Genomic DNA, 23,049 nt, shown 5'->3' on the forward strand with positions numbered 1-23,049 from the left:
CCTGCCTGATTTTTAGGCAGATGACAAGTTGCCCTTTCCCGCGCGCCCGCGCCGCCCTAAAAGCCGCCCATGCGCACCGTCGCCCTTATCGTCGCCGCCGGCAAAGGCCTTCGCGCCGGCGGCGGCGTGCCCAAGCAATATCGTCCGGTCGCCGGCCAGCCGCTGCTCCGCCACGCCGTCCAGCGCCTCGCCGCCCACCCCGCCATCAGCGAAGTCCATGTCATCATCAACCCCGATGACCGCGCGCTCTACGACGCCGCCACCGCCGGCCTCGCCCTGCCCGAGCCGATTCCCGGCGGCGCCACCCGCCAGGCCAGCGCCCGCGCCGGCCTTGAAGCCTTGGCCGCCGATCCGCCCGATCTCGTCCTCGTCCATGATGCCGCCCGCGCCTTTGTGCCGCTCGCCATGCTCGATGCCCTGTTCGAAGCTCTCGCCCAGCCCAAAAATCACGGCGCCGTCCCCGCCCTTCCCGTCCATGACAGCCTGCGCCGCGGCACCAGCCATTTCACCGGCACCGTCGAACGTGACGGCCTGTGGCGCGTCCAGACCCCGCAGGCCTTCCTCTATGCCCCCCTGCTTGCCGCCCACCGCGCCGCCCCCGAAGGCGCCACCGACGAGCTCGCCATCGCACTCGCGCACGGCCTCAGCGTCGCCATCACGCCGGGTGACGAGCGCGCCCACAAGATCACCGCCCCAGAGGATTTCACCCGCGTCATGAGCGATTATGTCCCCCGCGCCGCCAGCGGCTATGATGTCCATGCCTTTGGCCCCGGCGACCATGTCTGGCTCGGCGGCGTCCGCATCCCCCACACACAAGGCCTCATCGGCCATTCCGATGCCGATGCCGGCCTCCACGCGCTCACCGACGCGCTGCTCGGCACCATCGCGGCAGGCGACATCGGCGATCATTTCCCGCCCTCCGATCCCCGGTGGAAGGGCGCGCCCTCGCATCTCTTCCTCGCCCATGCCGCAGAGCCTCGTGCGCGCCCGCGGCGGTGCAATCGATTTCGTCGATCTCACCCTCATCTGCGAGGCCCCCAAGATCGGCCCCCACCGCGCCGCCATCCAGGCCCGCATCGCCGAGATCCTCGGCCTCTCGCCCGCTCAGGTCAGCGTCAAGGCCACCACCACCGAAAAGCTCGGCTTCACCGGCCGACGCGAAGGGCTCGCCGCACAGGCCATGGCCAGCGTCCGCCTGCCCGCCTAAAAGGACGCCCATGGATTCGGAAATCATTGCCCTCGCCGCGCGCGTCCTCGAAGCCAACCGCAAGGCCGGCCGCACCATCGCCATGGCCGAAAGCTGCACCGGCGGCCTCGTCGCCGCCGCGCTCACCGAAACCGCCGGCGCGTCCGATGTCTTCGACCGCGGCTTCGTCACCTATTCCAACGACGCCAAGCAGGAGCTGCTCGGCGTCGGCGAAGACATTCTCAGCACCTTCGGCGCCGTCTCCATCGCCACCGCCTGGGCCATGGCCCGCGGCGCGCTCGAGCGCAGTCACGCTGATGTCGCGGTCGCCATCACCGGCATCGCCGGCCCCGGCGGCGGCACCGAGAGCAAGCCCGTCGGCACCGTCGTCTTTGCGCGTGCCGTGCGTGACGGCGATCCTGAAAAGGTCACCGCCGATGTGCGTGAATTCGGCGACCTCGGCCGCCATGAAATCCGCCGTCAGGCGGTTCTCGTCGCGCTCGGCCTGCTGCTGCCCGAAACCCCGGCCCCGTAAAGCGCGTCCGCCCGCGCCTCGAACGCGCCCACCATCCGCCGCAGCGCCTCGCCAAAAAACATTCCGGCCAGCCGCTCGAACATCCGGTTCTGAAACTCGAAATCGACCAGAAAATCGATCTCGCAGCCGCCCTCCACATCGCGGAACGTCCAGTCATTCTTCAGATACTTCAGCGGCCCCGACAGATAATCGACCACAATCCGCCCCGGCCGCGCCATCGTCACCCGGCTGGTGAAGCGCTCGCGCACCATCTTGAAGCCCACCACCATGTCCGCCGTCACCACATCGCCCGCCCGGCTCTTCACCCTCAGCGCCAGCACCCATGGCAAAAACTCCGGATAGCGCTCGATATCGGCCACCAGCGCAAACATCTGCGCCGCCGAATAGGGCAAAAACCGCGTCTCCTGATGCCGCGGCACCTAGCCCCGCACCCCCGCCAAAGCACCCGCCGCCGCCGCATTGCGCTTGGCCTGCATCTCGGCAAAATCCTTGCCCGCATGATAGCTCGACCGCGTCAGCGGTGACGCCGCCACCTGCAAAAACCCCTTGGACCGCGCCACCGCCGCATAAGCCTCAAAGGTCTGCGGCGTCACAAACTCCGCCACCCGCGCATGGCGCGGGGTGGGCTGCAGATATTGCCCCACGGTCAGAAAATCGACGCCCGCCGAGCGCATGTCATCCCACACCTGGTGCAGTTCCTGCCCCGTCTCGCCCAGCCCCACCATCACGCCCGACTTGGTGAAGATGCGTGGGCTCAGCGACTTCACCCGGTCAAGCAGCCGCAGCGAATGATAATAGCGCGCCCCCGGCCGGATCGTCGGATAGAGGCGCGGCACCGTCTCGAGATTGTGATTATACACATCCGGCCCGGCCTCGACGATCATCGCCACCGCCCGGTCCGCCTTGTTGCGAAAGTCCGGCGTCAGAATCTCGATCGTCGTCGCCGGAGCGGCTGCACGAATGGCTTCGATCACCTTCACAAACTGCCCCGCCCCGCCGTCCGGCAGGTCATCGCGGTCCACCGAGGTAATGACGATATGCTCCAGCCCCAGCGCCACCGCCGCTTCCGCCAGATGCCCCGGCTCGCTCGCATCCACCGGCCCCGGCATCCCCGTCTTCACATTGCAAAAGGCGCAGGCCCGCGTGCAGGTATCGCCCAAGATCATCACGGTCGCGTGCTTCTGGCTCCAGCATTCGCCGATATTGGGGCAAGCCGCCTCCTCGCACACGGTGTTCAGCTTCAGCTTGCGCATCAGCGCCCGCGTCTCTGAAAAGGCGAGGCTGGTCGGCGCCTTCACCCGCAGCCAGTCCGGCTTGCGCGTGCGAATGGCGGGGGGGCCGTCAACAGGCCGGGGGTCGACAATGATCGTCATGGCGTCCGGATAATCCTTTCCTCGCCCGCTGCCAATCCGCGCGCAGCCAGCAGCATTGCCGCATCCTCAATAATGGATCGCCCGCCCATAAGCATCGAGCACACTCTCGTGCATCATCTCCGAAAGCGTCGGGTGCGGAAACACCGTGTGCATCAATTCCGCCTCGGTCGTCTCCAGCGTCCGCGCAATCACATAACCCTGGATCAGCTCGGTCACCTCGGCGCCCACCATATGCGCGCCCAGAAGCGCGCCAGTCTCTGCGTCAAACACCGTCTTCACAAAGCCCTCGGCCTCGCCCAGCGCAATCGCCTTGCCATTGCCGATAAAGGGAAATTTGCCCACTTTCACAGCGCGCCCAGCGTCCTTCGCCTGCGCCTCGGTCATCCCCACGCTCGCCACCTGCGGGCGCGAATAGTTGCAGCCCGGGATAGCCCCCTTGTCCAGCCCATGCACGTGCATCCCGGCCATCGTCTCGACCGCAATGATCCCCTCATGGCTCGCCTTGTGCGCCAGCCAGGGCGCGCCGGCCACATCGCCAATCGCCCAAAGCCCCGTCACATTGGTCCGCCCATGCGCATCGTTCACGATATGCCCGCGGTCCATCTCGACCCCCAGCGCCTCAAGCCCCAGCCCCTCGGTATTGGGCACAATGCCAATCGCCACAATCACATGGCTGAACCGCTCCGTCTCGCCGTTGATGCTCGCCGAAACCCCGTCCCCGTCCGCCAACACATCGGCCACGCGCGCCCCGGTCAGAATGCGCATCCCCTGCTTCACCAGCGCCTTTTCCATGAACGCGGACACATCCGCATCCTCCACCGGCAAGATGCGGTCCTGCATCTCCACCACCGTCACCTCGGCGCCCATGTCCGAATAGAAGCTGGCAAATTCGATCCCGATCGCCCCCGAGCCAATCACCAGCAGCTTCGTCGGCATCGCCGGCGGCACCATCGCATGGCGATAGGTCCAGATCCGCTCGCCGTCCGCCGCCACGCCGGGCAAATCCCGCGCCCGCGCGCCGGTCGCCACAATCACATTGTCCGCGTCCAATACCCGCTCACCAACGGTCACCTGGGTCGCTCCGCTCAAGGTGCCAGTCCCCTCGACCACGGTCACCTTGTTCTTCTTCATCAGCCCCTTCACCCCCGAATTCAGCTGCCCCGCCACCTTGCGGCTGCGCTCGGTCACCTTGGCGAGGTCAAATGAAGGCTTCTCCACAGAAAGCCCATAAGCCGAAGCATGGCTGATATAATGATAAATCTCCGATGACCGCAGCAACGCCTTGGTCGGAATACACCCCCAATTCAGGCAAATCCCCCCCAACTTCTCCCGCTCGACAATCGCCACCTTCATCCCCAGCTGCGACGCCCGAATAGCCGCCACATAGCCGCCGGGCCCGGAGCCCAGGATCACAAGGTCAAAGCGCTCGCTCACGCCACCAGCCCCAGCGGCGCCTCGATCAGCCCCTTCAGCGCCGCCAACAGCTCGGCCCCGTCCGCCCCGTCGATGGCCCGGTGGTCAAAGCTGCCCGTCAGGCTCATCACGGTCGCCACAGAAATCGCCTCGCCGTCCACAACCGCGCGCTTCTCGCCCGCGCCCACCGCCAAAATCATCCCCTGCGGCGGATTGATCACCGCATCAAACGCCTTGATGCCATACATGCCCAGATTGGACAGCGACGCCGTCCCCCCCTGATATTCGTGCGGCTGCAACTTGCCCGCCCGCGCCTTCTCGGCCAGCGCCTTCATCTCGCCCGCAATCACCGAAAGCGGCTTGGCGTCGGCGCCAAAAATGATCGGCGTGATCAGCCCCGTCGGCGCCGCCACCGCCACCGAAATGTCTGCCCGCTCATAGGAAATCAGGCTGTCGCCCGCAAAGCTCACATTGCACGCCGGCACCTGCCGCAGCGCCAGCGCCAGCGCCTTGATCACCATGTCATTCACAGAGATCTTCACCCCGCGCGCGTCCAGCGCCTTGTTCAGCTCGCCGCGCAGCGCCAGCAGCGCATCAATCCGCACATCCAGCGTCAAATAGATATGCGGCACCTGCTGCTTCGCCTCGGTCAGCCGGCGCGCAATCACCTTGCGCACATTGCCCAGCTTGGCCACCGAATGCGGCACATCCGCCAGCGGCTCCACTTTCGCCGCCGCCGGCGCCGGTGCAACCTCGGCCGCCTTCGCCGCAGGCGCCGGCGCAGTCCCCGTCATCGCCTCCACATCCGCCAAGACCACCCGCCCGCGCGGTCCCGAGCCCGTCACGCGCGCCAGATCAATCCCCTGCGCCGCCGCCACCCGCCGCGCCAGAGGTGACGCCACCACCCGCTCGCCCGACGCCGCAGCAGGTGCCGGAGCCGGTGCAGGTGCAGGTGCCGGTGCTGGCACAACCTCAGCCGCCTTCTCCACCTTCGCCTTCGGCGCCGGCGCTGGCGCCGCCTCAGCCGCCTCATCCTCGCCCCGGATCCGCAAGATCACCGTCCCCACGGCCACCTCCTCGGTCCCTTCCGCCACCAGCAGCTCGTCAACAACGCCCTCGTCAATGGCCTCAAATTCCATCGTCGCCTTGTCGGTCTCGATCTCCGCCAGAAGATCGCCCGACGCCACCTTGTCGCCCGGCTTCACCAGCCATTTGGCCAGCGTCCCCGTCTCCATCGTCGGCGACAGCGCCGGCATCGTCACATCAATCATCGGTAGCAAACCTTCTTCGCAGCAATAACCACATCCGCCGCCTTCACCAGCGCCGCCTTCTCCAGATTGGCTGCATAAGGCAGCGGCACATCGGCATTGGTCACCCTCAGCACCGGCGCATCCAGGTCGTCAAAGCCCTCGTCCATCGCCACCGCGATGATCTCGGCGGCAATCGAACAGGCCGGCCAACCTTCCTCCACCACCACCATGCGGTTGGTCTTCTTCAGGCTCGCCAGCACCGTGTCGCGGTCCATCGGGCGAAGTGTCCGCAGGTCGATCACCTCCGCCTCAATGCCCTCTTCCGCCAGCGCCCGCGCCGCCTCCAGCGCCACGCCCACGCCAATCGAATAGCTCACCAGCGTCACATCGCGGCCTTCGCGCACCACTGCCGCCTTGCCAATCGGCACGACATGCTCGCCCTCAGGCACCTCGAAGCTCTGCCCATAAAGCAGCTCATTTTCCAGAAACACCACCGGGTCGGGCGAGCGGATCGCGCTCTTCAAAAGCCCCTTGGCGTCCGCCGCCGAATAAGGCGCAATCACCACCAGCCCCGGCACGCTCGCATACCAGGGCGCATAATTCTGGCTGTGCTGCGCGCCCACCCGGCTCGCCGCCCCGTTCGGCCCGCGAAACACCACCGGGCAGCGCATCTGCCCGCCGCTCATATAGAGCGTCTTGGCGGCCGAATTGATGATATGATCAATCGCCTGCATGGCGAAATTGAAGGTCATGAACTCGACAATCGGCTTCAGCCCGCCCATCGCCGCGCCCGCCCCCAGCCCGGCAAAGCCATATTCGGTGATCGGCGTATCGACCACCCGCTTGCCGCCAAATTCCGCCAAAAGCCCCTGCGTCACCTTATAGGCGCCCTCATATTCGGCCACCTCCTCGCCCATCACGAACACCAGCTCGTCGGCGCGCATCTCCTCGGCCATCGCATCGCGCAAGGCCTCGCGCACCGTCTGCTTCTTCATGCCCGCCGCCGGGGCCGTTGCAGCCGGTGCCGGCGCAGATGCCGGCTTCTCGACAGCCTTCTCCGCCGCCTTCGGCGCAGGCGCTGGCGCTGCTTGGGCCGCCTCATCCTCGCCCGCAATCACGGCAATCACCGTGCCCACCGCCACGCCCTCGGTCCCGGCCTCGACATTCAGCGCCGTCACCACGCCGCCATCATCAACCTCCAGCTCCATCGTCGCCTTGTCGGTCTCGATCTCGGCCACAACATCGCCGGGCTTCACATGATCGCCCACCTTCACCAGCCATTTGGCCAGCGTGCCCTCTTCCATCGTCGGCGACATCGCCGGCAGCTTGATCTCGGCCATCTCAGTAACGCCCCAGCAGAATATCGGTATGAAGCGCCTCCAAGGGCGGCTCCGGCGTCTCTTCGGCAAAATCCGCCGCCCCGGTCACCACGGCGCGAATGGTCTTGTCCATCTCCTTCAGCCCGGCCTCGTCGATATGGCCCGCCTCCAGCAATTCCTTCTTCAAGGCCTCAATCGGGTCGCTCTTCTCGCGCATCGCCGCCACTTCCTCGCGGGAGCGATATTTGGCCGGGTCGCTCATCGAATGGCCGCGGTAGCGGTAGGTCTTCATCTCCAGCAAGATCGGCCCATTTCCGCCGCGCACCCATTCCACCGCGCGCGCGGCCGCCCCGCGCACCGCCAGCACATCCATGCCGTCCACCTGCAGCCCCGGCACCCGGAAGCTCTCGCCCCGCCGGAACAGCTGGTCCTCCGAGCTCGACCGGTTGACGCTGGTGCCCATCGCATATTGGTTGTTCTCAATGACGAAGATCACTGGCAGCTTCCAAAGCTCGGCCATGTTGAAGCTCTCATAGACCTGCCCCTGGTTCGCCGCGCCGTCGCCAAAATAGGTCACCGCCAGCCCGCCATCCTCCTTGTATTTGTGCGCAAATCCCAGCCCCGTGCCCAGCGGCACTTGGGCCGCCACAATGCCGTGCCCGCCATAAAAGCCATGCTCGACCGAAAACATGTGCATCGAGCCGCCCTTGCCGCCCGAAATCCCCGCTGCGCGCCCGGTCAGCTCCGCCATTACCGCATCCGGCGAAATCCCCGCCACCAGCATATGGCCATGGTCGCGGTAGCCGGTGATAACCGAATCGGTTTTCGAAAGTGCGGCCTGCACACCCACGACAACGGCTTCCTGGCCGATGTAAAGATGGCAGAAACCGCCAATCAATCCCATGCCATAAAGCTGCCCGGCCTTCTCCTCGAAGCGCCGCACCAAGAGCATCTGCCGATAATATTCGAGCAGCTCTTCTTTCGACGCCTTGTACCGTTCCGGTTCCTCAGGCCGAGGCCAATTGCCCCTGATCTCCGCTGCCGGCGCCTTTTTCGTCGCTGTCCTGCGTGCTGCCGCTCGCGCCATGCCGTCCGACTCCCCGAATTTTGGCAAAGGCTACATCCCCATCGCCAAACGGGCAAGCAAGACCGCGCTATTCTGCCGCACTTTCTTCAATATTATCCGGAAGGGTTATAATAACCTCATCGGGCTTAACCACATTCAGATTTTTGCGCACCAGCTCATCCGCCAGGTCCGGGTCCACCCCCTTGGGGTCGAGCAGTTGCACCTGCTTTTCCAGCGCCGCCTTCTCCGCCTGCCGCACCGCCAGCTCGGTCTTCAGCTCCGCCTGCTCGCTCTCAAAGCCGCGCCATGCCAACACGCCCGTCGGCCCGCCAATGGCAAAACTCAAAAGATAGACGATCAGCACAAGGCACACCGCAGGCACGATCGCCCGCTTCAACAGATCAACAAGCCCCGCTTCCTCACGCATTCTCGTCAGATACGCCTCTCCTCAAACCCCGTAAAGTCAAACGCTGTAAACGCTCCGCCCGCCCGTCACCGTCTCGACGATGTTGATATCTTTGATCGTCTCGGGGTCCACCATGTGCGGGTCCTCGGCCAGCACCACATAATCAGCGAGCTTGCCCGGCACCAGCGAGCCCTTGATCGCCTCCTCCTTCGAGGCATAGGCGCCGTTCAAGCTGTTGATCACCAGCGCCTCGGTCACGCTCACCTTCTGGTTCGCTCCCCAGGTCTCGCCGTTCCAGCCCTTGCGCGTCACCATCCCCTGCATGCCCATCAGCGGCGCAAACGGTCCCGGCGAAAAGTCCGAGCCCGCGCACGCCCTTATGCCATGGTCAAGAAACGACCGGAACGCCATGCAGTTGCGCATCATCGCCTCGCCGTAAAAGCCAAATTTGTCAGAGTTGTAATAGGCATAGGACGTAAAAGGCGCCGGCACCGCGCCCAGCGTCGCCATCCGCTTCAACAGCCCCTCATTCACCAGCGTGCAATGGGTGATCTTCGGCCGCGCATCCGCCACGGGGTGCAGCTTTTGCGCCCGCTCAAAGGCATTCAGCACCATGTTGATCGGCACATCGCCATTGGCATGGCAGTTCACCTGAATGCCCGCCCGGTGCACCTTCTCCACCCAGGCGTCCAGATCCTCCTGGCTCTCGGTGATATTGCCATAATAGGGCGGGTTGGTCCCCGCATAAGGCGTCGAGATCGCCATCGTCCGCTCCGAAAACGAGCCATCGACCGTATGCTCGCTGGTTGCGCCGAGCCGCACCCATTCATCGCCAAAGCCAGTCATCATCCCGTTCTCGATCATCGCATCGAGCATCGGCCCGGCCATCTCATAGCTCACCCGGTGCAGCAGGTCGCCGTCGGCGCGAATGGCCTGAATTGCCGCCAGATCGCCGCGCTGGTGATGCACGCCGGTCAGCCCATAGCGCACGAACTGCTTGGAGATATGCGCCATCCCGGCCTTGCTCCGCGCCGCCGTCTCGGCCTCCGAAAACACCGGCCGCACCCCCACCTTGTCAAAGGCCGCCCGCGCCCGGTCGGTCACCCGCCCGGTCAGCCCGCGCTCGTCGCGCTCAAAGGTGCCGCCAAAGGGGTTCGGCGTCTCCGCCGTCACCCCCGCCATCTCCAGCGCCTTGGAGTTATAAAAATAGGTGTGCCCACCCCGGTGCCGCACGATCACCGGATGCTCCGTCGATACCTCGTCCAGGTCAAAGCGCGTCAGCAGCCGCCCGTCCTTCACCTTGGTGTCGTCGTGAAAAAACCCCTCCACCCAATGCCCCGGCGGGAGCGTCGCCGCCTTGGCCTTCAGCTTGTCGATGATCGAGCGGATGGTGACAAACTCCACTTCAAAGGGATTGCCCACCAGCGTCTCATACAAAAGCACCTCGCCGCGCGCATGATTGTGGCAATCGATAAACCCCGGGACCACCGTCTTGCCCTTCAGATCGACCACCCGCGTCGCCGCCCCCGCCAGCCCGCGCAGCTCATCATAGCTGCCCACCGCCTGGATCTGGCTGCCCCGGATCGCCATCGCCTCCGCCGTCGCCATCCGCCCATCCAGCGTATAGATCCGCCCGCCGCGCAAAATCACATCCGCATCACCCGCCGCCGCCAGCGCCGCGCTGGCCCAGCTCCCGCCAATCAGGCTCGCCCCCATGCCAGCGCCCGCCCGCATCAGAAATTCGCGCCGTCCGATCATGCCCCTGTCCCTTTCGACAATCCCCACCAGCCCCCATCATGCTATGGTCGCCTGCGAATTCAAGCCTTGGGAGCCTCACATGACCGCCATCAACGCCGTCGTCAGCCTCGATCATCACGGCGATGTCGCCGTCATCACCGTCAACAGCCCGCCGGTCAACGCGCTCTCCGCCGATGTCCGCGACGGTCTCGCCGGCGCGCTCAAGGCCATCGCCGAGAGCCCCGCCAAGGCCGTGGTCCTCGCCTGCGCAGGCCGCACCTTCATCGCCGGCGCCGACATTTCCGAATTCGGCAAGCCCCCGCGCGGCGTCCCGCTCCATGACGTGCTCGACATGATCGAGAGCGCCCCCGTCCCCGTCGTCGCCGCCATCCACGGCACCGCACTCGGCGGCGGGCTCGAAACCGCGCTTTGCTGCCACTACCGCGTCTCGGACGCCAAGGCCAAGTTCGGCCTCCCCGAAGTCAAGCTCGGCCTGCTGCCCGGTGCCGGCGGCACCCAGCGCCTGCCCCGCGTCGTCGGCGCTGAAAAAGCACTCCATATGGTCACCACCGGCACCCCCATCGGCGCCAAGGCCGCGCACGAAACCGGCCTTGTCTCCCGCATCATCGAAGGCGATCTCACCGAAGGCGCCATCGCCTTTGCCCGCGAAGTGGCCAGCCAGCCCCTCGTCCGCGTGCGCGACGACAATAGCAAGCTCGGCGGCACCGCAGCGAGCCTCGCCCCCATGTTCGCCGACTATCGCGCCAAAAATGCCAAGGCCTTCCGAGGCTTCGAAGCCCCCGAGGCCAACATCAAGTGCATCGAGGCCGCCGTCGCCCTCCCCTTCGATGAAGGCATGAAGGTCGAGCGCACCGAATTCATGAAGCTGATGCAGGGCCTGCAAGCCACCGCCCAGCGCTACGTCTTCTTCGCCGAGCGTCAGGCCGCCAAGATCGACGGCCTCGCCCCCGACATCAAGCCGCTTCCCATCGCGTCGGTCGGCATCATCGGCGCTGGCACCATGGGCGGCGGCATCGCCATGAATTTCCTCTCCGCCGGCATCCCCGTCACCATCGTCGAAACGAAGCAGGAGGCGCTCGACCGCGGCGTCGCCGTCATCCGCCGCAACTATGAAAACAGCGCCAAAAAGGGCCGCTTCCCCATGTCGGAAGTCGAAGCCCGCATGGCCCGGCTCACCCCCAGCCTCAGCCTTGAAGACCTCGCGCACGCCGATCTCATCATCGAAGCCGTCTTCGAAAACATGGACATCAAGAAAGACATATTCGGCAAACTCGACAGGATCGCCAAGCCCGGCGCCGTCCTCGCCACCAACACCAGCTATCTCAATGTCGACGAGATCGCCGCCAGCACCTCGCGCCCGCAGGCTGTGCTCGGCATGCACTTCTTCTCGCCCGCAAACGTCATGCGCCTGCTCGAAGTGGTGCGCGGGGCCAAGACCGACCCGCAAATCCTCGCCACCGCCATGGCGGTCGGCAAGGCCATCGGCAAGGTCAGCGTCGTCGCCGGCGTCTGCCACGGCTTCATCGGCAATCGCATGCTCGCCGCGCGTCAGGAACAGGCCAACAAGCTCATCCTCGAAGGCGCCAAACCCTCCGACGTCGACCGTGTCCTCACCGATTTCGGTTTCCCCATGGGCCCCTTCCAGATGGCCGACCTCGCCGGCCTCGACATCGGCTGGTCCGCCGAAACCAGCAAAGGCGAAACCGTCCGCGACCGCCTCTGCGAAGCCGGCCTGCGCGGCCAGAAAAACGGCAAGGGCTTCTATGATTATGACGAAGCCCGCAACCGCACCCCCTCCCCCGTAGCCGAGCAGATCATCCTCGATTACGCGGCTGAAAAAGGCATCAACCGCCGCGACATCACCGATGAGGAGATCCTCGAACGCTGCCTCTACCCGATGGTCAATGAAGGCGCCAAAATCCTCGACGAAGGCATGGCCCAGCGCGCCTCCGACATCGATATCGTCTGGATCAATGGCTATGGCTGGCCCGTCTATCGCGGCGGCCCGATGTTCTGGGCCGAACATGACGCCGGGCGTGACACCATCGCCGCCGCCCTCGAAAAAATGGGCCATGAGGTCAGCCCGAAGCTCAAATCCGGCTGGTAAGCGTCCTGCGACACCAATTTCAGTCACCATTCAGCCCCGCCATGCGTATATGAGCGCATGACCAGTCGCCGCACCCTCATCACCGCCGCCCTCGCCGGCGCCGCCGCCCTGCCCTTCATCCGCAGCTTCACCGCCACACCGGCGCTCGCTGCGGATGAAAAGGCCAGCTTCGCCTACACGCTCAGCGAGGCCGAATGGCAGAAGAAGCTCTCCCCCGCCGCCTATCAGGTGCTCCGCCACGAAGCCACCGAGCGCCCCTACACCTCCCCCCTCAACGATGAAAAGCGCGCCGGCACCTACACCTGCGCCGGCTGCGGCCAAAATCTGTTCGCGAGCGCCACCAAGTTCGAAAGCGGCACCGGCTGGCCCAGCTTCTACGCGCCCCTCAAAGGCGCCATCGGCACCAGCACCGATTACAAGCTCGGCTTCCCGCGCACCGAGGTGCACTGCGCCCGCTGCGGCGGCCATTTGGGTCATGTCTTCAACGATGGCCCCCGCCCCACCGGCCTGCGCTACTGCATGAACGGCGCCGCACTCGCCTTCACCCCCGCCAAGGCCTGATCCCCATGCGCGCCCTTCTCTCAGCCCTCCTCATTTCCGCCGCCGCCTGCGCATCCGCGCCCGCGGCCGAGCGCATGGTCCTCGCCCCCGCCCCCACCCTGGATGAAGCCCCCAAAAAGGGCCTGCAAAAGGCGGTCTTCGCCGGCGGCTGCTTCTGGGGCGTCGAAGGCGTGTTCGAGCGGGTGAAGGGCGTGCAGTCCGTCCGCTCCGGCTATGCCGGCGGCAAGTCAAGCACGGCGCGCTACAGCCTCATCGGCACCGGCCTCACCGGCCATGCCGAAGCGGTCGAAATCACCTATGATCCCGCCCGCGTCAGCTACGGCACGCTGCTGCGCATCTTCTTCTCGGTCGCCCATGATCCCACCCAGCTCAACCGCCAGGGCCCGGATGTCGGCTCCCAATATCGCAGCGCCGTCTTCGCCCAGACACCCGAGCAGGACAAGCTCGCCAAGGCCTATGCCGCCCAGCTCGAAAAGGCCGGCACCTGGAAAGGCATCGTCACGGCGCACGAAGGCAACAAGCCCTTCTACCCGGCCGAAGACTATCATCAGGATTATCTCCGCGCCCACCCCACCCAGCCCTATATCGTCTACAACGACATCCCCAAGGTCGAGGCGCTGAAGGCGATGTTCCCCGCGCTCTGGTCGGAAAAACCGGCGGCATGAACATCAGCGAGATCGCCCGCACCTCAGGCCTCACCCCGCGCATGATCCGCCATTATGAAGCGCAGGGCCTCATCCCCGCGCCGCCGCGCCGCGCCAGCGGCTATCGCAGCTATAGCGAAGCCGATCTCGCCCGCCTCAATTTCATCCGCCGCGCCCGCGCGCTCGGCTTTCCGCTGCCTGAAATCGCCAGCCTGCTCACGCTCTGGCAAAACCCCGCCCGCGCCAGCGCCGAGGTCAAGGCGCTGGCGCTGGCCCGCGCCGCCACCCTCAAGCAGCAGGCCGAAGAGCTGGAAGCGATGCGCGCCAGCCTCGAACGCCTCGCCGCCGAATGTCAGGGCAATCAAAGCCCCGCCTGCCCCATCCTCGAACAGCTCGCCTCTTAAAACCAGAGCCTCAGGCCCGCCCGCAGGCTCCAGCCCCCCACATCCTCGCCGTTCGCCTGCGCAATCCGCGCCGTCTCCCCCAGCTTCCGGTCATACACCGCTGCCAGATAGGGCGCGAACTTGCGCCTGATCTCATAGCGCGTCTGCACGCCGGTCTCGATCCGCGAAAACCCCGCCCCCACCCCGCGCTCCGGCGCATCGGTCAGGTAAAAATCCGTCTCCACCAGCGGCGAGACGATCAGCCGGTTGGTGATCAGCAGGTTGAACAGCTGGCGAAAGCGCAGATGCACATCGCCCTTCTCGCCCAGAAAGACATGCGCCTGCGTATCGAGCAGATAGGGCGCCAGCCCCTGCACCCCCAGCGCCAGATAGCCCCGCCGGTCCGGCTCGGCGTCCACCCGCACACCCGCCTGCAAGTCAAAAAACTGCCAGAGCGTATGCCCATAAAGAAACTGCACCTCGGCCCGCTCAAGCGCGCCGTCCGAGAGCTCGCCCTCGGTCTTCACCCAGAATTTGTCCATGTCGGTGCCGATCCACCCCTGCCCCTCCCAGTTCAGCAGGTCGGTGCCACCCACGCGCGCATAATCCCCCTCCACTTCCGCATAGTGAAAGGTCTGCCCGCCATGCATGGGGTCAGCCGCCAGCGCCGGCGCGCCCAACAGCAGCGCCGCGCCCATCGCCAGCATGCGCATCAAAGGTGCCGGTGCGCGCCCGCCGCCGGCAGGCGCCCGTCCGCCTCGGCCACGATCAGCTTGTTCATCATCCCGCTGGCCATATGGAAGAGCAGATGGCAGTGCAGCGGCCATTCGCCGGGCTCATCTGCCGTCAGCACGATCGATTGCGTCCGCCCCGGCGCCACCACGATCACATTCTTCAGCGGCGTCAGCCCCGCCGGCTGGCCATTCTCCACCTCGAAAAACAGCCCGTGTAAATGCATCGGATGCGCCATCATCGTCTCGTTCGTAAACGTAATCCGCACCCGCTCGCCATAGCGCAGCACAATCGGCTCATCCTCGCCGTAGCGCTTGCCATTCAGGCTCCAGATATAGCGCACCATATTGCCCGTCAGCCGCACCTCGATCTCGCGCTCGGGCGGCCGCACATCGCCCGCCGGCTCGGCCCGCACCAGGTCACGCATCGACAGCACCCGGCTGCCCCGCGGCGCACCCGTCGCCCAGCCCATCACCCGGCCCGAGGCGTCGAGAGCCCCCTCCATCGCCAGTTCGCCATGGTCCATCCCCGCCATGGCGTTGTCGCCATAGCCATAATCCACCCGCGGATAGGCCGTGTCCCCGCCCGCCACCACCGCCGAGCCCTCGCGCACCTCTGCCGTCTCCATCTTGCAATGCCCCATCGCCGCATGCTCAGCGGTGCAGGTCGCAGCCGGCTTGGCCGGCGCCATCGTGCAATGCCCCATGGCTGCATGCTCGGCGGTGCAGGTCGCAGCCGGCTTGGCCGGCGCCATCGTGCAATGCCCCATGGCTGCATGCTCGGCCGTGCAGGTCGCCGCCGGCGCGGCGGCTGGAGCCGGCATCGTGCAATGGCCCATCGCCGCATGCTCGGCGGTGCAGGTCGAAGCCGGCGCGGCCGGCGCGGCAGCGGCCGTGTCCAGCGTGCAATGCCCCATCGCGGCATGCTCGGCCGTGCATTCGCCCGCCATGGCGCCCCCCATCGCGCTCATGTCATGCCCCATCTCGGCCGCCAGCAGGATCTGCCGGGGCCGCGCCTCAGGCTGTGCCACCGCCATCCCCGCCTGCGGCCCGAGTGCCGCCAACACCCCCGCCTTGCGGTCCATCGTCTCGATCCACAGCGGCACCGCGCCGTCGTCTCTCAAGGTCACGATCACATCATAGGTCTCGGCCACGCCCATGCGAAACTCGTCCACCCGCACCGGCTCCACCCGCCGCCCGTCGCTGGCCACAATCTCCATGTCGGCGCCCGGCGCGCGCACATCGATGAAGCTCATCGCCGAGCCATTGATCAGCCGCAGCCGCACCCGCTCGCCCTTGTGCGCCTCCAGCCAGGGCTGATGCGCGCTGGTCTTGCCGTTCAACAGCAGCGCATAGCCCGACACATCCGAAATGTCGGTCGGGTCCATCCGCATCGTCGCCCAGCTCGCCCGGTCGGCCAACACCTTGCCCAGCCCGAACTTGCCCGCATCGCGGATCATCTCCGGCAGCGTCCGCTTGTTCCAGTTATAATAATCCGCCTCAACCTTGAGATTGTTCAAGATCCGCTCCGGCGCCGTCTCATGATGGTCCGAAATCAAAATCACATGCTCGCGGTCAGACACGATCGGGTCCTCCCCCGCCGGGTCAATGATCAGCGCCCCATATTGCCCCGCCTGCTCATCGAGCGAATGGGCATGATACCAATAAGTTCCGCTCTGCCGCACCGGAAAGCGGTAGGTAAAGCGGCTCTCCCCCTCAATCCCGTCAAACCCGTTGAACCCCGGCGAGCCATCCTGCGTGCCATCAAGCAGCAGCCCGTGCCAATGGATCGACGTCTTGCCACGCAGCCGGTTGTCGACCTCGATCACGGCCTCCTCGCCCTCGCGCAGCCGCAACACCGGCCCCGGCACCGTGCCGTTCATCGTCACCACCCGGTCCTGCCGCCCCGGCACCACCTCGAGCCTGTGCGCATCCACCACCAAAGACAGCGGCGCCGCCTGCACCGCTGCCGCCATCATCACGAAAAAGGGAAAAAGCCTCAACATAGGCCGGGCTTAATCCCTGACACTATGTCAGGGTCAAGCACCAAGGCCCCAAATGCAAAAAGGCCGCAGCACCCGCCGCGGCCCCTTCACAATCAGGCGAAGCCCGCAGTCGCCCCGATCAGTCGCCCAAATTCTTGACGATCGTCTCGACCATCTTCTTGGCGTCCGCCAGCAGCATCATCGTGTTCTCCATATAGAACACCGGATTGTCGACGCCCGCATAGCCGACACCGCCCATCGAGCGCTTCATAAAGAGCACCGTCTTGGCCTTCTCCACATCCAGCACCGGCATGCCATAAATGGGCGAGGTCTTGTCGGTCTTGGCCAGCGGATTGGTCACGTCATTGGCGCCAATCACCAGCGCCACATCGGCCTGGGCAAATTCCGAGTTGATGTCCTCAAGCTCGAACACCTCGTCATAAGGCACATTGGCTTCGGCCAGCAGCACGTTCATATGCCCCGGCATGCGCCCGGCCACCGGATGGATCGCATATTTCACACTCACACCGGCTTCCTTCAAAAGGTCGCCCATCTCGCGCAGCGCATGCTGCGCCTGGCTCACCGCCATGCCATAGCCCGGCACGATGATCACCGTCTCGGCATTCTTCATGATGAACGCCGCATCCTCGGCCGACCCCGCCTTATAGGGCTTGGCCTCCGCCGACCCCGCCGGCCCGCCGCCGCCCGCGTCCGCACCAAAGCCGCCGGCAATCACCGAGATGAAGCTGCGGTTCATCGCCTTGCACATGATGTAGCTCAGGATCGCGCCCGACGAGCCGACCAGCGCACCGGTGATGATCATCGCGGTATTCCCGAGCGTAAAGCCCATCGCCGCCGCCGCCCAGCCCGAATAGCTGTTCAGCATCGAGATCACCACCGGCATGTCCGCCCCGCCAATCGGAATGATCAGCGTCACCCCGATCAGGAAGGAAAGCCCGAGGATGATCCACAAGAGCGTGCCGTCGCCCTGCGCCGCGCCCGCATCAAAGGCAAACACCACCGTCAGCACCAATATGCCGCCAATCACGCCCAGATTGATCAGATGCCGCGCCGGCAGCAAGATCGGCGCGCCCGACATCCGCCCCGAAAGCTTGAGGAACGCAATCACCGAGCCCGAGAAGGTCAGCGCGCCAATCGCCACGCCCAGCCCCATCTCGACCCGCGACACCGCCAAAATGCCGTTCGCATCGGTAATGCCAAATTCGCCCGGATTGAGAAACGCCGCACAGCCCACCAGCACGGCCGCCATGCCAACCAGCGAGTGAAAGCCCGCCACCAGCTCCGGCATCGCCGTCATCTGGATCTTCTGCGCAATGAACCAGCCAATCGTCCCGCCAATCGCGATCGCCGCCACAATCAGCGGCAGCCCGACCCCGTGCAGCACCAGCGTGGTGGCCACGGCAATGGTCATGCCGATCATGCCATAGCGGTTGCCCTGCTGGCTGGTCTCGGGGCTGGAAAGCCCGCGCAGCGACAGAATGAAGAGAACGCCCGCCACCAGATAGGCAAGAACGGCCCATGCGGGCGTCGCGGCTGCAACATGTTCCATAAATAAAGTCCCTATCCCAGCCGCTTACTTGGAGTGCCCGACGCCGGGCTTCTTCTCTTTCTTCTTGTACATCGCCAGCATCCGCCGGGTCACCGCAAAGCCCCCGAAGATGTTGATGCTGGCCAGCACAACGGCAATCAGCCCCAGCCACTTCGAGATTTCGGCCCCGCTGGCATTGGTGGCCGACGCAATCAGCGCGCCCACCACGATCACGCTCGAAATGGCGTTGGTCACCGCCATCAGCGGCGTATGCAGCGCCGGCGTCACCGACCAAACAACATAATAGCCCACAAAACAGGCCATCACGAAAATCGAAAGGGTCGAGAGAAAATCCATCCGTCCGCTCCTCAGGCCGCCTTCAGCCGCTCATGCACCACAGCCCCGCCCTCGGTCAGCTTGACCCCGACAACGATCTCGTCATCGGCCGGCAGGCTCAGCGTCTTGCCCTCCTTGTCCCAGAAGGCATTGATGAAATTGAAAAGATTGCGCGAATAAAGCGACGACGCATCAGCCGCCATCCGCCCGGCCAAATTCTTGTGGCCGATGATCTTCACCCCGTGCACCTCGACAACCTCGCCCGGGCGCGAATGCTCGACATTGCCGCCGCTCTCCACCGCCAAATCGACCAGCACCGAGCCCGGCCGCATGGTGCGCAGCTGCGCGTCCGACACCAGCCGCGGCGCCGGCCGCCCGGGAATCAGCGCGGTCGTGATCACAATGTCCTGCTTGGCGATATGCGAAGAGACCAGCGCCGCCTGCGCCGCCTTGTATTCATCGCTCATCTCGGTCGCATAGCCGCCCGCGCCCTCGCCCTCGATGCCCTTCACCTCGGTCACGAAAATCGCCTTGGCGCCGAGCGATTCGATCTGCTCCTTGGTCGCCGAGCGCACATCGGTCGCGCTCACCAGCGCGCCGAGCCGCCGCGCGGTGGCAATCGCCTGCAGCCCGGCCACGCCCACACCCATGATGAACACCCGCGCCGCCGAAATCGTGCCCGCCGCCGTCATCATCATCGGAAACGCCCGGCCATAAGCCTCGGCCGCATCGATCACCGCCTTGTAGCCGGCCAGATTCGATTGCGACGACAGCACGTCCATCGACTGGGCGCGCGTGATGCGCGGCATGAATTCCATCGACAGCGCCACCAGCCCGGCGTCGGCATAGCCCTTGATCCGCTCTGCGTTCGCAAAAGGCATCATCATGCCCGCCACCATCGTGCCCTTGGCAATCCCCGGCAGCCCGTCCACACCCGGCACCTGCACCCCCATCACCAGCGAGGCGCCCGAAATCACCCCGGCCCGGTCGGCCACGGTGGCGCCCGCCGCTTCATAATCCCCGTCCGCAATGTTCGCGCCCGCGCCCGCGCCGCTCTCCACAGCCAGCTCAGCGCCCAGCGCGATCAGCTTCTTCACCGTCTCCGGCGTCGCCGCCACCCGATGTTCCGCTTCCGCCGTTTCGCGCAATACCGCGATCTTCATGCAAATTCCCCAAATCTTCCGAAAGGTTCAGGCCAGAAACAGCGCCAGCGCGACCAGCGCGGCCGCAATTCCCACGACCGCCCATTTGGTGATCGCCATGAAGCGCAAATAGGTCGCCTGATGGTCCACGCCATCCTGCCCATCCCGCTTGTCGCTATCCTGTGCCATCTCACCACTCAAACTGCCACCGGTCATCGCTCTCGCCCCGTCAAAACACCCAGCGGGGCGCACGCCCAACCCATATGAACAGCGCCTGATAGCAGAAACCCGCGCCCTGTGAAGCCCGTTATGCGCCGCCCCTCATGCCGCACCCTCGCCCCCAAATCGCGCCGCCGCCCACACCTCAAGCGCCTGCACCGTCTCCGCTACATCATGCACCCTGACCATCTGCACGCCCTGCGCGGCCCCGTGCAGCGCCAGCGCCAGGCTGCCCGGCAGTCGCGCCCCCACCTCAATCTCGGCACCGGCCAGCCCCGAAATCACCCGCTTGCGGCTCGCCCCCAGCAAAAGAGGCACCCCCAGCCCATGAAACAGCGAAAGCCCCGCCAGCAGCGCCCGGTTGTGCGCCAGCGTCTTGCCAAAGCCGATGCCCACATCAACGATGATCCGCCCACGCGAAATCCCCGCCGCCTCCGCATGCGCAATCCGGCCCTCAAGCCAGTCATAAACATCCAGCAGCACATCGCCGTAGGCGGGCGCCACCTGCATCGTCTCCGGCGTCCCCTGATGATGCATCAACACCACCCCGCACCCCCGCACCGCCACCAGAGCGGCCGCATCAGCATCAAAGCTCAGCGCCGACACATCATTCACGATGTCCGCCCCGGCATCGAGCGCGGCGGCCATCACCGCAGCCTTCCTCGTATCCACCGACCAGCGCAGCCCGTGAAGCTTCGGCAACACCGGCGCGAGGCGCGCCATCTCCTCGTCCAGACTCACCGCTGCCGCCCCCGGCCGCGTCGATTCCGCCCCCACATCAACAATGTCAGCGCCTGCCGCCACCAGCGCCGCCGGCTCGCCCCCCCGCCCGCCATCCGAAAAACTGTCGGGCGTCACATTCAAGATGCCCATCACCAACGGCCGCCGCACCGCAAAGCCCGGCCGCGCCCCGCTCAGCCGCGCCATCACCCCCGCCGGCACCGCCTCCAGCGCACACATCACACCCGGCTCGCCGCGCCGCAACCGTTCCACAGCCGCAAAGCGCAGCCGCCCGCCCGCCAGCGGCGCGCCAGTCTCGCCAATCGAGACCGGCCGCCAATAGTCTACCAAAGCTTCACCCGCGCGCCCGGCGCCAGATACAGCCGGTCCCCCGGCTTCACACCAAAGGCCTCATACCAGCCATCCAGATTGCGCACCGTCTGCGCCCGATATTCGCCCGGCGAATGCGGGTCGCTGGTCAGCCGCTGCAACAGCGCCTGCTCGCGCACCTTGCCCCGCCACGCCTGCGCATAGCCCAGAAAGAAGCGCTGCTCGCCGGTAAAGCCGTCAATCACCGGCGCCGGCTTGCCCCCCAGGCTGCGCTGCCACGCATCAAAGGCCACCTGCAGGCCGGCCACATCGGCAATATTCTCGCCCAGGGTCAGCTCGCCATTGATGGCCTTGCCCGGCAGCGGCTCATAGCCCTGATATTGCTCCACCAGCGCCTTGGCGCGCGCCGTGAAGCGCTCGACATCCCCCTCGCTCCACCAGTCCGCCAGCTTGCCGTCCTTGTCGAACTTGCGCCCCTGGTCATCGAAATGGTGCAAAATCTCATGCCCGATCACCGCACCAATCGCGCCGTAATTCACCGCATCATCGGCCTCAGGGTCAAAAAACGGCGCCTGCAAAATCGCCGCGGGAAACACGATCTCGTTCCAGCTCGGATAGGCATAGGCATTGACCGTCATCGGCGTCATGAACCACTCGGTCCGGTCCACCGGCTTGCCCAGCTTCGCCACTTCATGGGCATGTTCGAATTCCCGCACCCGGCGCAAATTGGCCAGCGCCTGCCCCTTCTCCACCCGCAAGCCCGCATAATCGCGCCACTTGTCCGGATAGCCGATCTTGGGCGTGAAATTCGCCAACTTCTCGCGCGCCACCGCCCGCGTCTCGGGGTCCATCCAGTCCAGCGCCGCCAGCCGCACATCCAGTGCAGCAATCACATTCTTCACCAGCGCATCGATCTTCGCCTTCGCCTCGGGGGGAAAATGCCGCGCCACATAAAGCGCCCCCACCGCCTCGCCGAGCGCATCGGTGGTCGCATCCACGCCCCGCTTCCAGCGCTCGCGCTGCTCGGTCACCCCCGAAATCGCGCTTGAAAGCCGAAAGCTCGTATCGACGAAATCCTTGGGCAACACCCGCGCAAAGCCTTCCAGCAGCCGCACCCGCAGATAATCCTGCCACACCGCCAGCGGCTCGCTCGCCAGAAGCGCCGCCGCCCCCTCGATCGCGCCCGGCTGCACCACAACCAGCGGGTCAATCCCGCCCAGATCCGCCCCGGCCAGCATCGCGTTCCAGTCCAGCCCCGGATAGCGCGCCGCAAGCTCAGCGCGCGTCGCCGGATTATAGGTCTTCTCCGCCTGCCGGCTCTCGGTCCGCGTCCAATGCGCCTCAGCCAGCTTCGTCTCCAGCGCCAGCACCGCATCCGCCCGCGCCTCGCCGTCGGCAAAGCCCGCCAGCCGCAACATGTCGGCCACAAAAGCGCGGTACGCCGCCCGCGCCTTCACAAAATCTTCGCCCTCATCCAGATAATAGTCCCGGTCCGGCAGCCCCAGCCCGCCCTGATAGGCAAACACCGTCACCACATCCGGGTCCTTGTCATCGGAGCCAATGCCCAGCGCCACCGGCGCATCAAGGCTCAACACCTGCCCGCGCCCCAGCCACGCCGCCAGCGCCCGCCGGTCGCCAATCGCCGCAATCGCCGCCAGCTCGCCCGCCAGCGGGTCCAGCCCCGCCGCCTCAATCGCCACCTCGTCCATGAAGCTGGCAAAATAATCGCCCACCTTCTGCGCATTGCTGCCGGGCGCCGCCCCGCTCGCCGCCGCCTCCTCGATGATCGCCCGCGTCCGCTCGCGGCTCAGATCATCGAGCGCATAAGCCGGCCCATAGCCCGCCCGGTCCGCCGGAATCGCCATCTTCGCCAGATAGTCACCATTGGCAAAGGCGTTGAAGTCATCCCCCGGCTTCACCGACCGGTCCATGCCAGCCACATCAAAGCCAAAGCTGCCAATCGCCGGCGCCGCCCATCCCGGCACCGCCAGCAGCGCAGACACCGCAACAAAAAGCCCAAGCCGCATCACGCACCT

Annotated in this window: 21 protein-coding genes and 1 pseudogene; 6 read left to right on the top strand and 16 right to left on the bottom strand. The window is 65.7% G+C overall.

Annotated features, from left to right (window positions below):
• The first annotated feature begins 69 nt into the window (after nt 1-69).
• Together ACMVO5_RS03480 and ACMVO5_RS03485 are read left to right on the top strand one after the other, a co-directional pair.
• Nucleotides 70-1,207 (top strand): annotated as a pseudogene (locus ACMVO5_RS03480) (bifunctional 2-C-methyl-D-erythritol 4-phosphate cytidylyltransferase/2-C-methyl-D-erythritol 2,4-cyclodiphosphate synthase).
• Nucleotides 1,208-1,217: 10 nt separating this feature from the next.
• Nucleotides 1,218-1,721, top strand: a complete 504-nt coding sequence (locus ACMVO5_RS03485; protein WP_416908684.1) for a CinA family protein — start codon at nt 1,218-1,220, stop codon at nt 1,719-1,721.
• Here ACMVO5_RS03485 and ACMVO5_RS03490 read toward each other — a convergent pair.
• The 8 genes from ACMVO5_RS03490 to ACMVO5_RS03525 all read right to left on the bottom strand — a co-directional run bounded on the left by ACMVO5_RS03490 (nt 1,667) and on the right by ACMVO5_RS03525 (nt 10,306).
• Nucleotides 1,667-2,140 (bottom strand): type II toxin-antitoxin system RatA family toxin, encoded by a 474-nt coding sequence (locus tag ACMVO5_RS03490; protein ID WP_416908685.1) that lies wholly within the window; start codon nt 2,138-2,140, stop codon nt 1,667-1,669. The genes ACMVO5_RS03485 and ACMVO5_RS03490 overlap by 55 nt on opposite strands.
• Complete coding sequence (gene lipA / locus ACMVO5_RS03495; RefSeq protein ID WP_416908686.1) at nt 2,141-3,094, bottom strand: lipoyl synthase; 954 nt, start codon at nt 3,092-3,094, stop codon at nt 2,141-2,143.
• A gap of 66 nt (nt 3,095-3,160) precedes the next feature.
• A complete protein-coding gene (gene lpdA, locus ACMVO5_RS03500) occupies nt 3,161-4,528 on the bottom strand; it encodes a dihydrolipoyl dehydrogenase (RefSeq protein WP_416908687.1) in 1,368 nt (455 codons plus the stop codon).
• Nucleotides 4,525-5,778, bottom strand: a complete 1,254-nt coding sequence (locus ACMVO5_RS03505; protein ID WP_416908688.1) for a pyruvate dehydrogenase complex dihydrolipoamide acetyltransferase — start codon at nt 5,776-5,778, stop codon at nt 4,525-4,527. The genes lpdA and ACMVO5_RS03505 overlap by 4 nt, the downstream gene beginning before the upstream one ends.
• The gene (locus ACMVO5_RS03510) at nt 5,775-7,097 is read right to left on the bottom strand and encodes a pyruvate dehydrogenase complex E1 component subunit beta (RefSeq protein ID WP_416908689.1); all 1,323 of its coding nucleotides are present in this window, start codon (nt 7,095-7,097) and stop codon (nt 5,775-5,777) included. Before ACMVO5_RS03510 ends, ACMVO5_RS03505 begins: the two co-directional genes overlap by 4 nt.
• A gap of 1 nt (nt 7,098) precedes the next feature.
• Nucleotides 7,099-8,163, bottom strand: coding sequence for a pyruvate dehydrogenase (acetyl-transferring) E1 component subunit alpha (gene pdhA / locus ACMVO5_RS03515; RefSeq protein WP_416908690.1), 1,065 nt, complete (start codon nt 8,161-8,163; stop codon nt 7,099-7,101).
• Nucleotides 8,164-8,230: 67 nt separating this feature from the next.
• On the bottom strand, nt 8,231-8,569 hold the full coding sequence (locus ACMVO5_RS03520; protein ID WP_416908691.1) for an FtsB family cell division protein: 339 nt from the start codon (nt 8,567-8,569) through the stop codon (nt 8,231-8,233).
• A gap of 36 nt (nt 8,570-8,605) precedes the next feature.
• Complete coding sequence (locus tag ACMVO5_RS03525; protein ID WP_416908692.1) at nt 8,606-10,306, bottom strand: amidohydrolase; 1,701 nt, start codon at nt 10,304-10,306, stop codon at nt 8,606-8,608.
• Nucleotides 10,307-10,385: 79 nt separating this feature from the next.
• Between ACMVO5_RS03525 and ACMVO5_RS03530 the strand changes: the two genes are divergently transcribed.
• From ACMVO5_RS03530 to cueR, 4 genes are read left to right on the top strand one after another with little or no spacing between them, the layout of a single operon-like run.
• Nucleotides 10,386-12,413 (top strand): 3-hydroxyacyl-CoA dehydrogenase NAD-binding domain-containing protein, encoded by a 2,028-nt coding sequence (locus ACMVO5_RS03530; protein WP_416908693.1) that lies wholly within the window; start codon nt 10,386-10,388, stop codon nt 12,411-12,413.
• 57 nt (nt 12,414-12,470) lie between these two features.
• A complete protein-coding gene (gene msrB, locus ACMVO5_RS03535) occupies nt 12,471-12,974 on the top strand; it encodes a peptide-methionine (R)-S-oxide reductase MsrB (RefSeq protein WP_416908694.1) in 504 nt (167 codons plus the stop codon).
• Between the two features lie 5 nt (nt 12,975-12,979).
• Complete coding sequence (gene msrA / locus ACMVO5_RS03540) at nt 12,980-13,639, top strand: peptide-methionine (S)-S-oxide reductase MsrA (RefSeq protein WP_416908695.1); 660 nt, start codon at nt 12,980-12,982, stop codon at nt 13,637-13,639.
• Nucleotides 13,636-14,022: a Cu(I)-responsive transcriptional regulator gene (cueR, locus tag ACMVO5_RS03545; protein ID WP_416908696.1), complete on the top strand. Its 387-nt coding sequence runs from the start codon at nt 13,636-13,638 to the stop codon at nt 14,020-14,022. Before msrA ends, cueR begins: the two co-directional genes overlap by 4 nt.
• Here cueR and ACMVO5_RS03550 read toward each other — a convergent pair.
• From ACMVO5_RS03550 to ACMVO5_RS03585, 8 genes are all read right to left on the bottom strand, one after another.
• Nucleotides 14,019-14,714, bottom strand: a complete 696-nt coding sequence (locus ACMVO5_RS03550) for a copper resistance protein B (RefSeq protein WP_416908697.1) — start codon at nt 14,712-14,714, stop codon at nt 14,019-14,021. The genes cueR and ACMVO5_RS03550 overlap by 4 nt on opposite strands.
• Nucleotides 14,714-16,738, bottom strand: a complete 2,025-nt coding sequence (locus ACMVO5_RS03555; protein ID WP_416908698.1) for a multicopper oxidase domain-containing protein — start codon at nt 16,736-16,738, stop codon at nt 14,714-14,716. The genes ACMVO5_RS03550 and ACMVO5_RS03555 overlap by 1 nt, the downstream gene beginning before the upstream one ends.
• Before the next feature lie 118 nt (nt 16,739-16,856).
• A complete protein-coding gene (locus ACMVO5_RS03560) occupies nt 16,857-18,287 on the bottom strand; it encodes an NAD(P)(+) transhydrogenase (Re/Si-specific) subunit beta (protein WP_416908699.1) in 1,431 nt (476 codons plus the stop codon).
• 24 nt (nt 18,288-18,311) lie between these two features.
• Nucleotides 18,312-18,623, bottom strand: coding sequence for a proton-translocating transhydrogenase family protein (locus ACMVO5_RS03565; protein WP_416908700.1), 312 nt, complete (start codon nt 18,621-18,623; stop codon nt 18,312-18,314).
• 11 nt (nt 18,624-18,634) lie between these two features.
• The gene (locus ACMVO5_RS03570; RefSeq protein ID WP_416908701.1) at nt 18,635-19,765 is read right to left on the bottom strand and encodes an NAD(P) transhydrogenase subunit alpha; all 1,131 of its coding nucleotides are present in this window, start codon (nt 19,763-19,765) and stop codon (nt 18,635-18,637) included.
• A gap of 27 nt (nt 19,766-19,792) precedes the next feature.
• Nucleotides 19,793-19,933 carry an aa3-type cytochrome c oxidase subunit IV gene (locus ACMVO5_RS03575; protein ID WP_416908702.1) on the bottom strand — a complete coding sequence of 47 codons (141 nt, stop codon included), beginning with the start codon at nt 19,931-19,933 and terminating at the stop codon, nt 19,793-19,795.
• Between the two features lie 132 nt (nt 19,934-20,065).
• Entirely contained in the window at nt 20,066-21,034 is a 969-nt protein-coding gene (gene folP, locus ACMVO5_RS03580; RefSeq protein ID WP_416908703.1) for a dihydropteroate synthase, read from the bottom strand.
• Nucleotides 21,028-23,040 (bottom strand): M13 family metallopeptidase, encoded by a 2,013-nt coding sequence (locus ACMVO5_RS03585; protein WP_416908704.1) that lies wholly within the window; start codon nt 23,038-23,040, stop codon nt 21,028-21,030. Before ACMVO5_RS03585 ends, folP begins: the two co-directional genes overlap by 7 nt.
• Nucleotides 23,041-23,049 lie beyond the last annotated feature (9 nt).

Source organism: Polymorphobacter sp. (assembly GCF_048007885.1).
Classification (GTDB): domain Bacteria; phylum Pseudomonadota; class Alphaproteobacteria; order Sphingomonadales; family Sphingomonadaceae; genus Sandarakinorhabdus.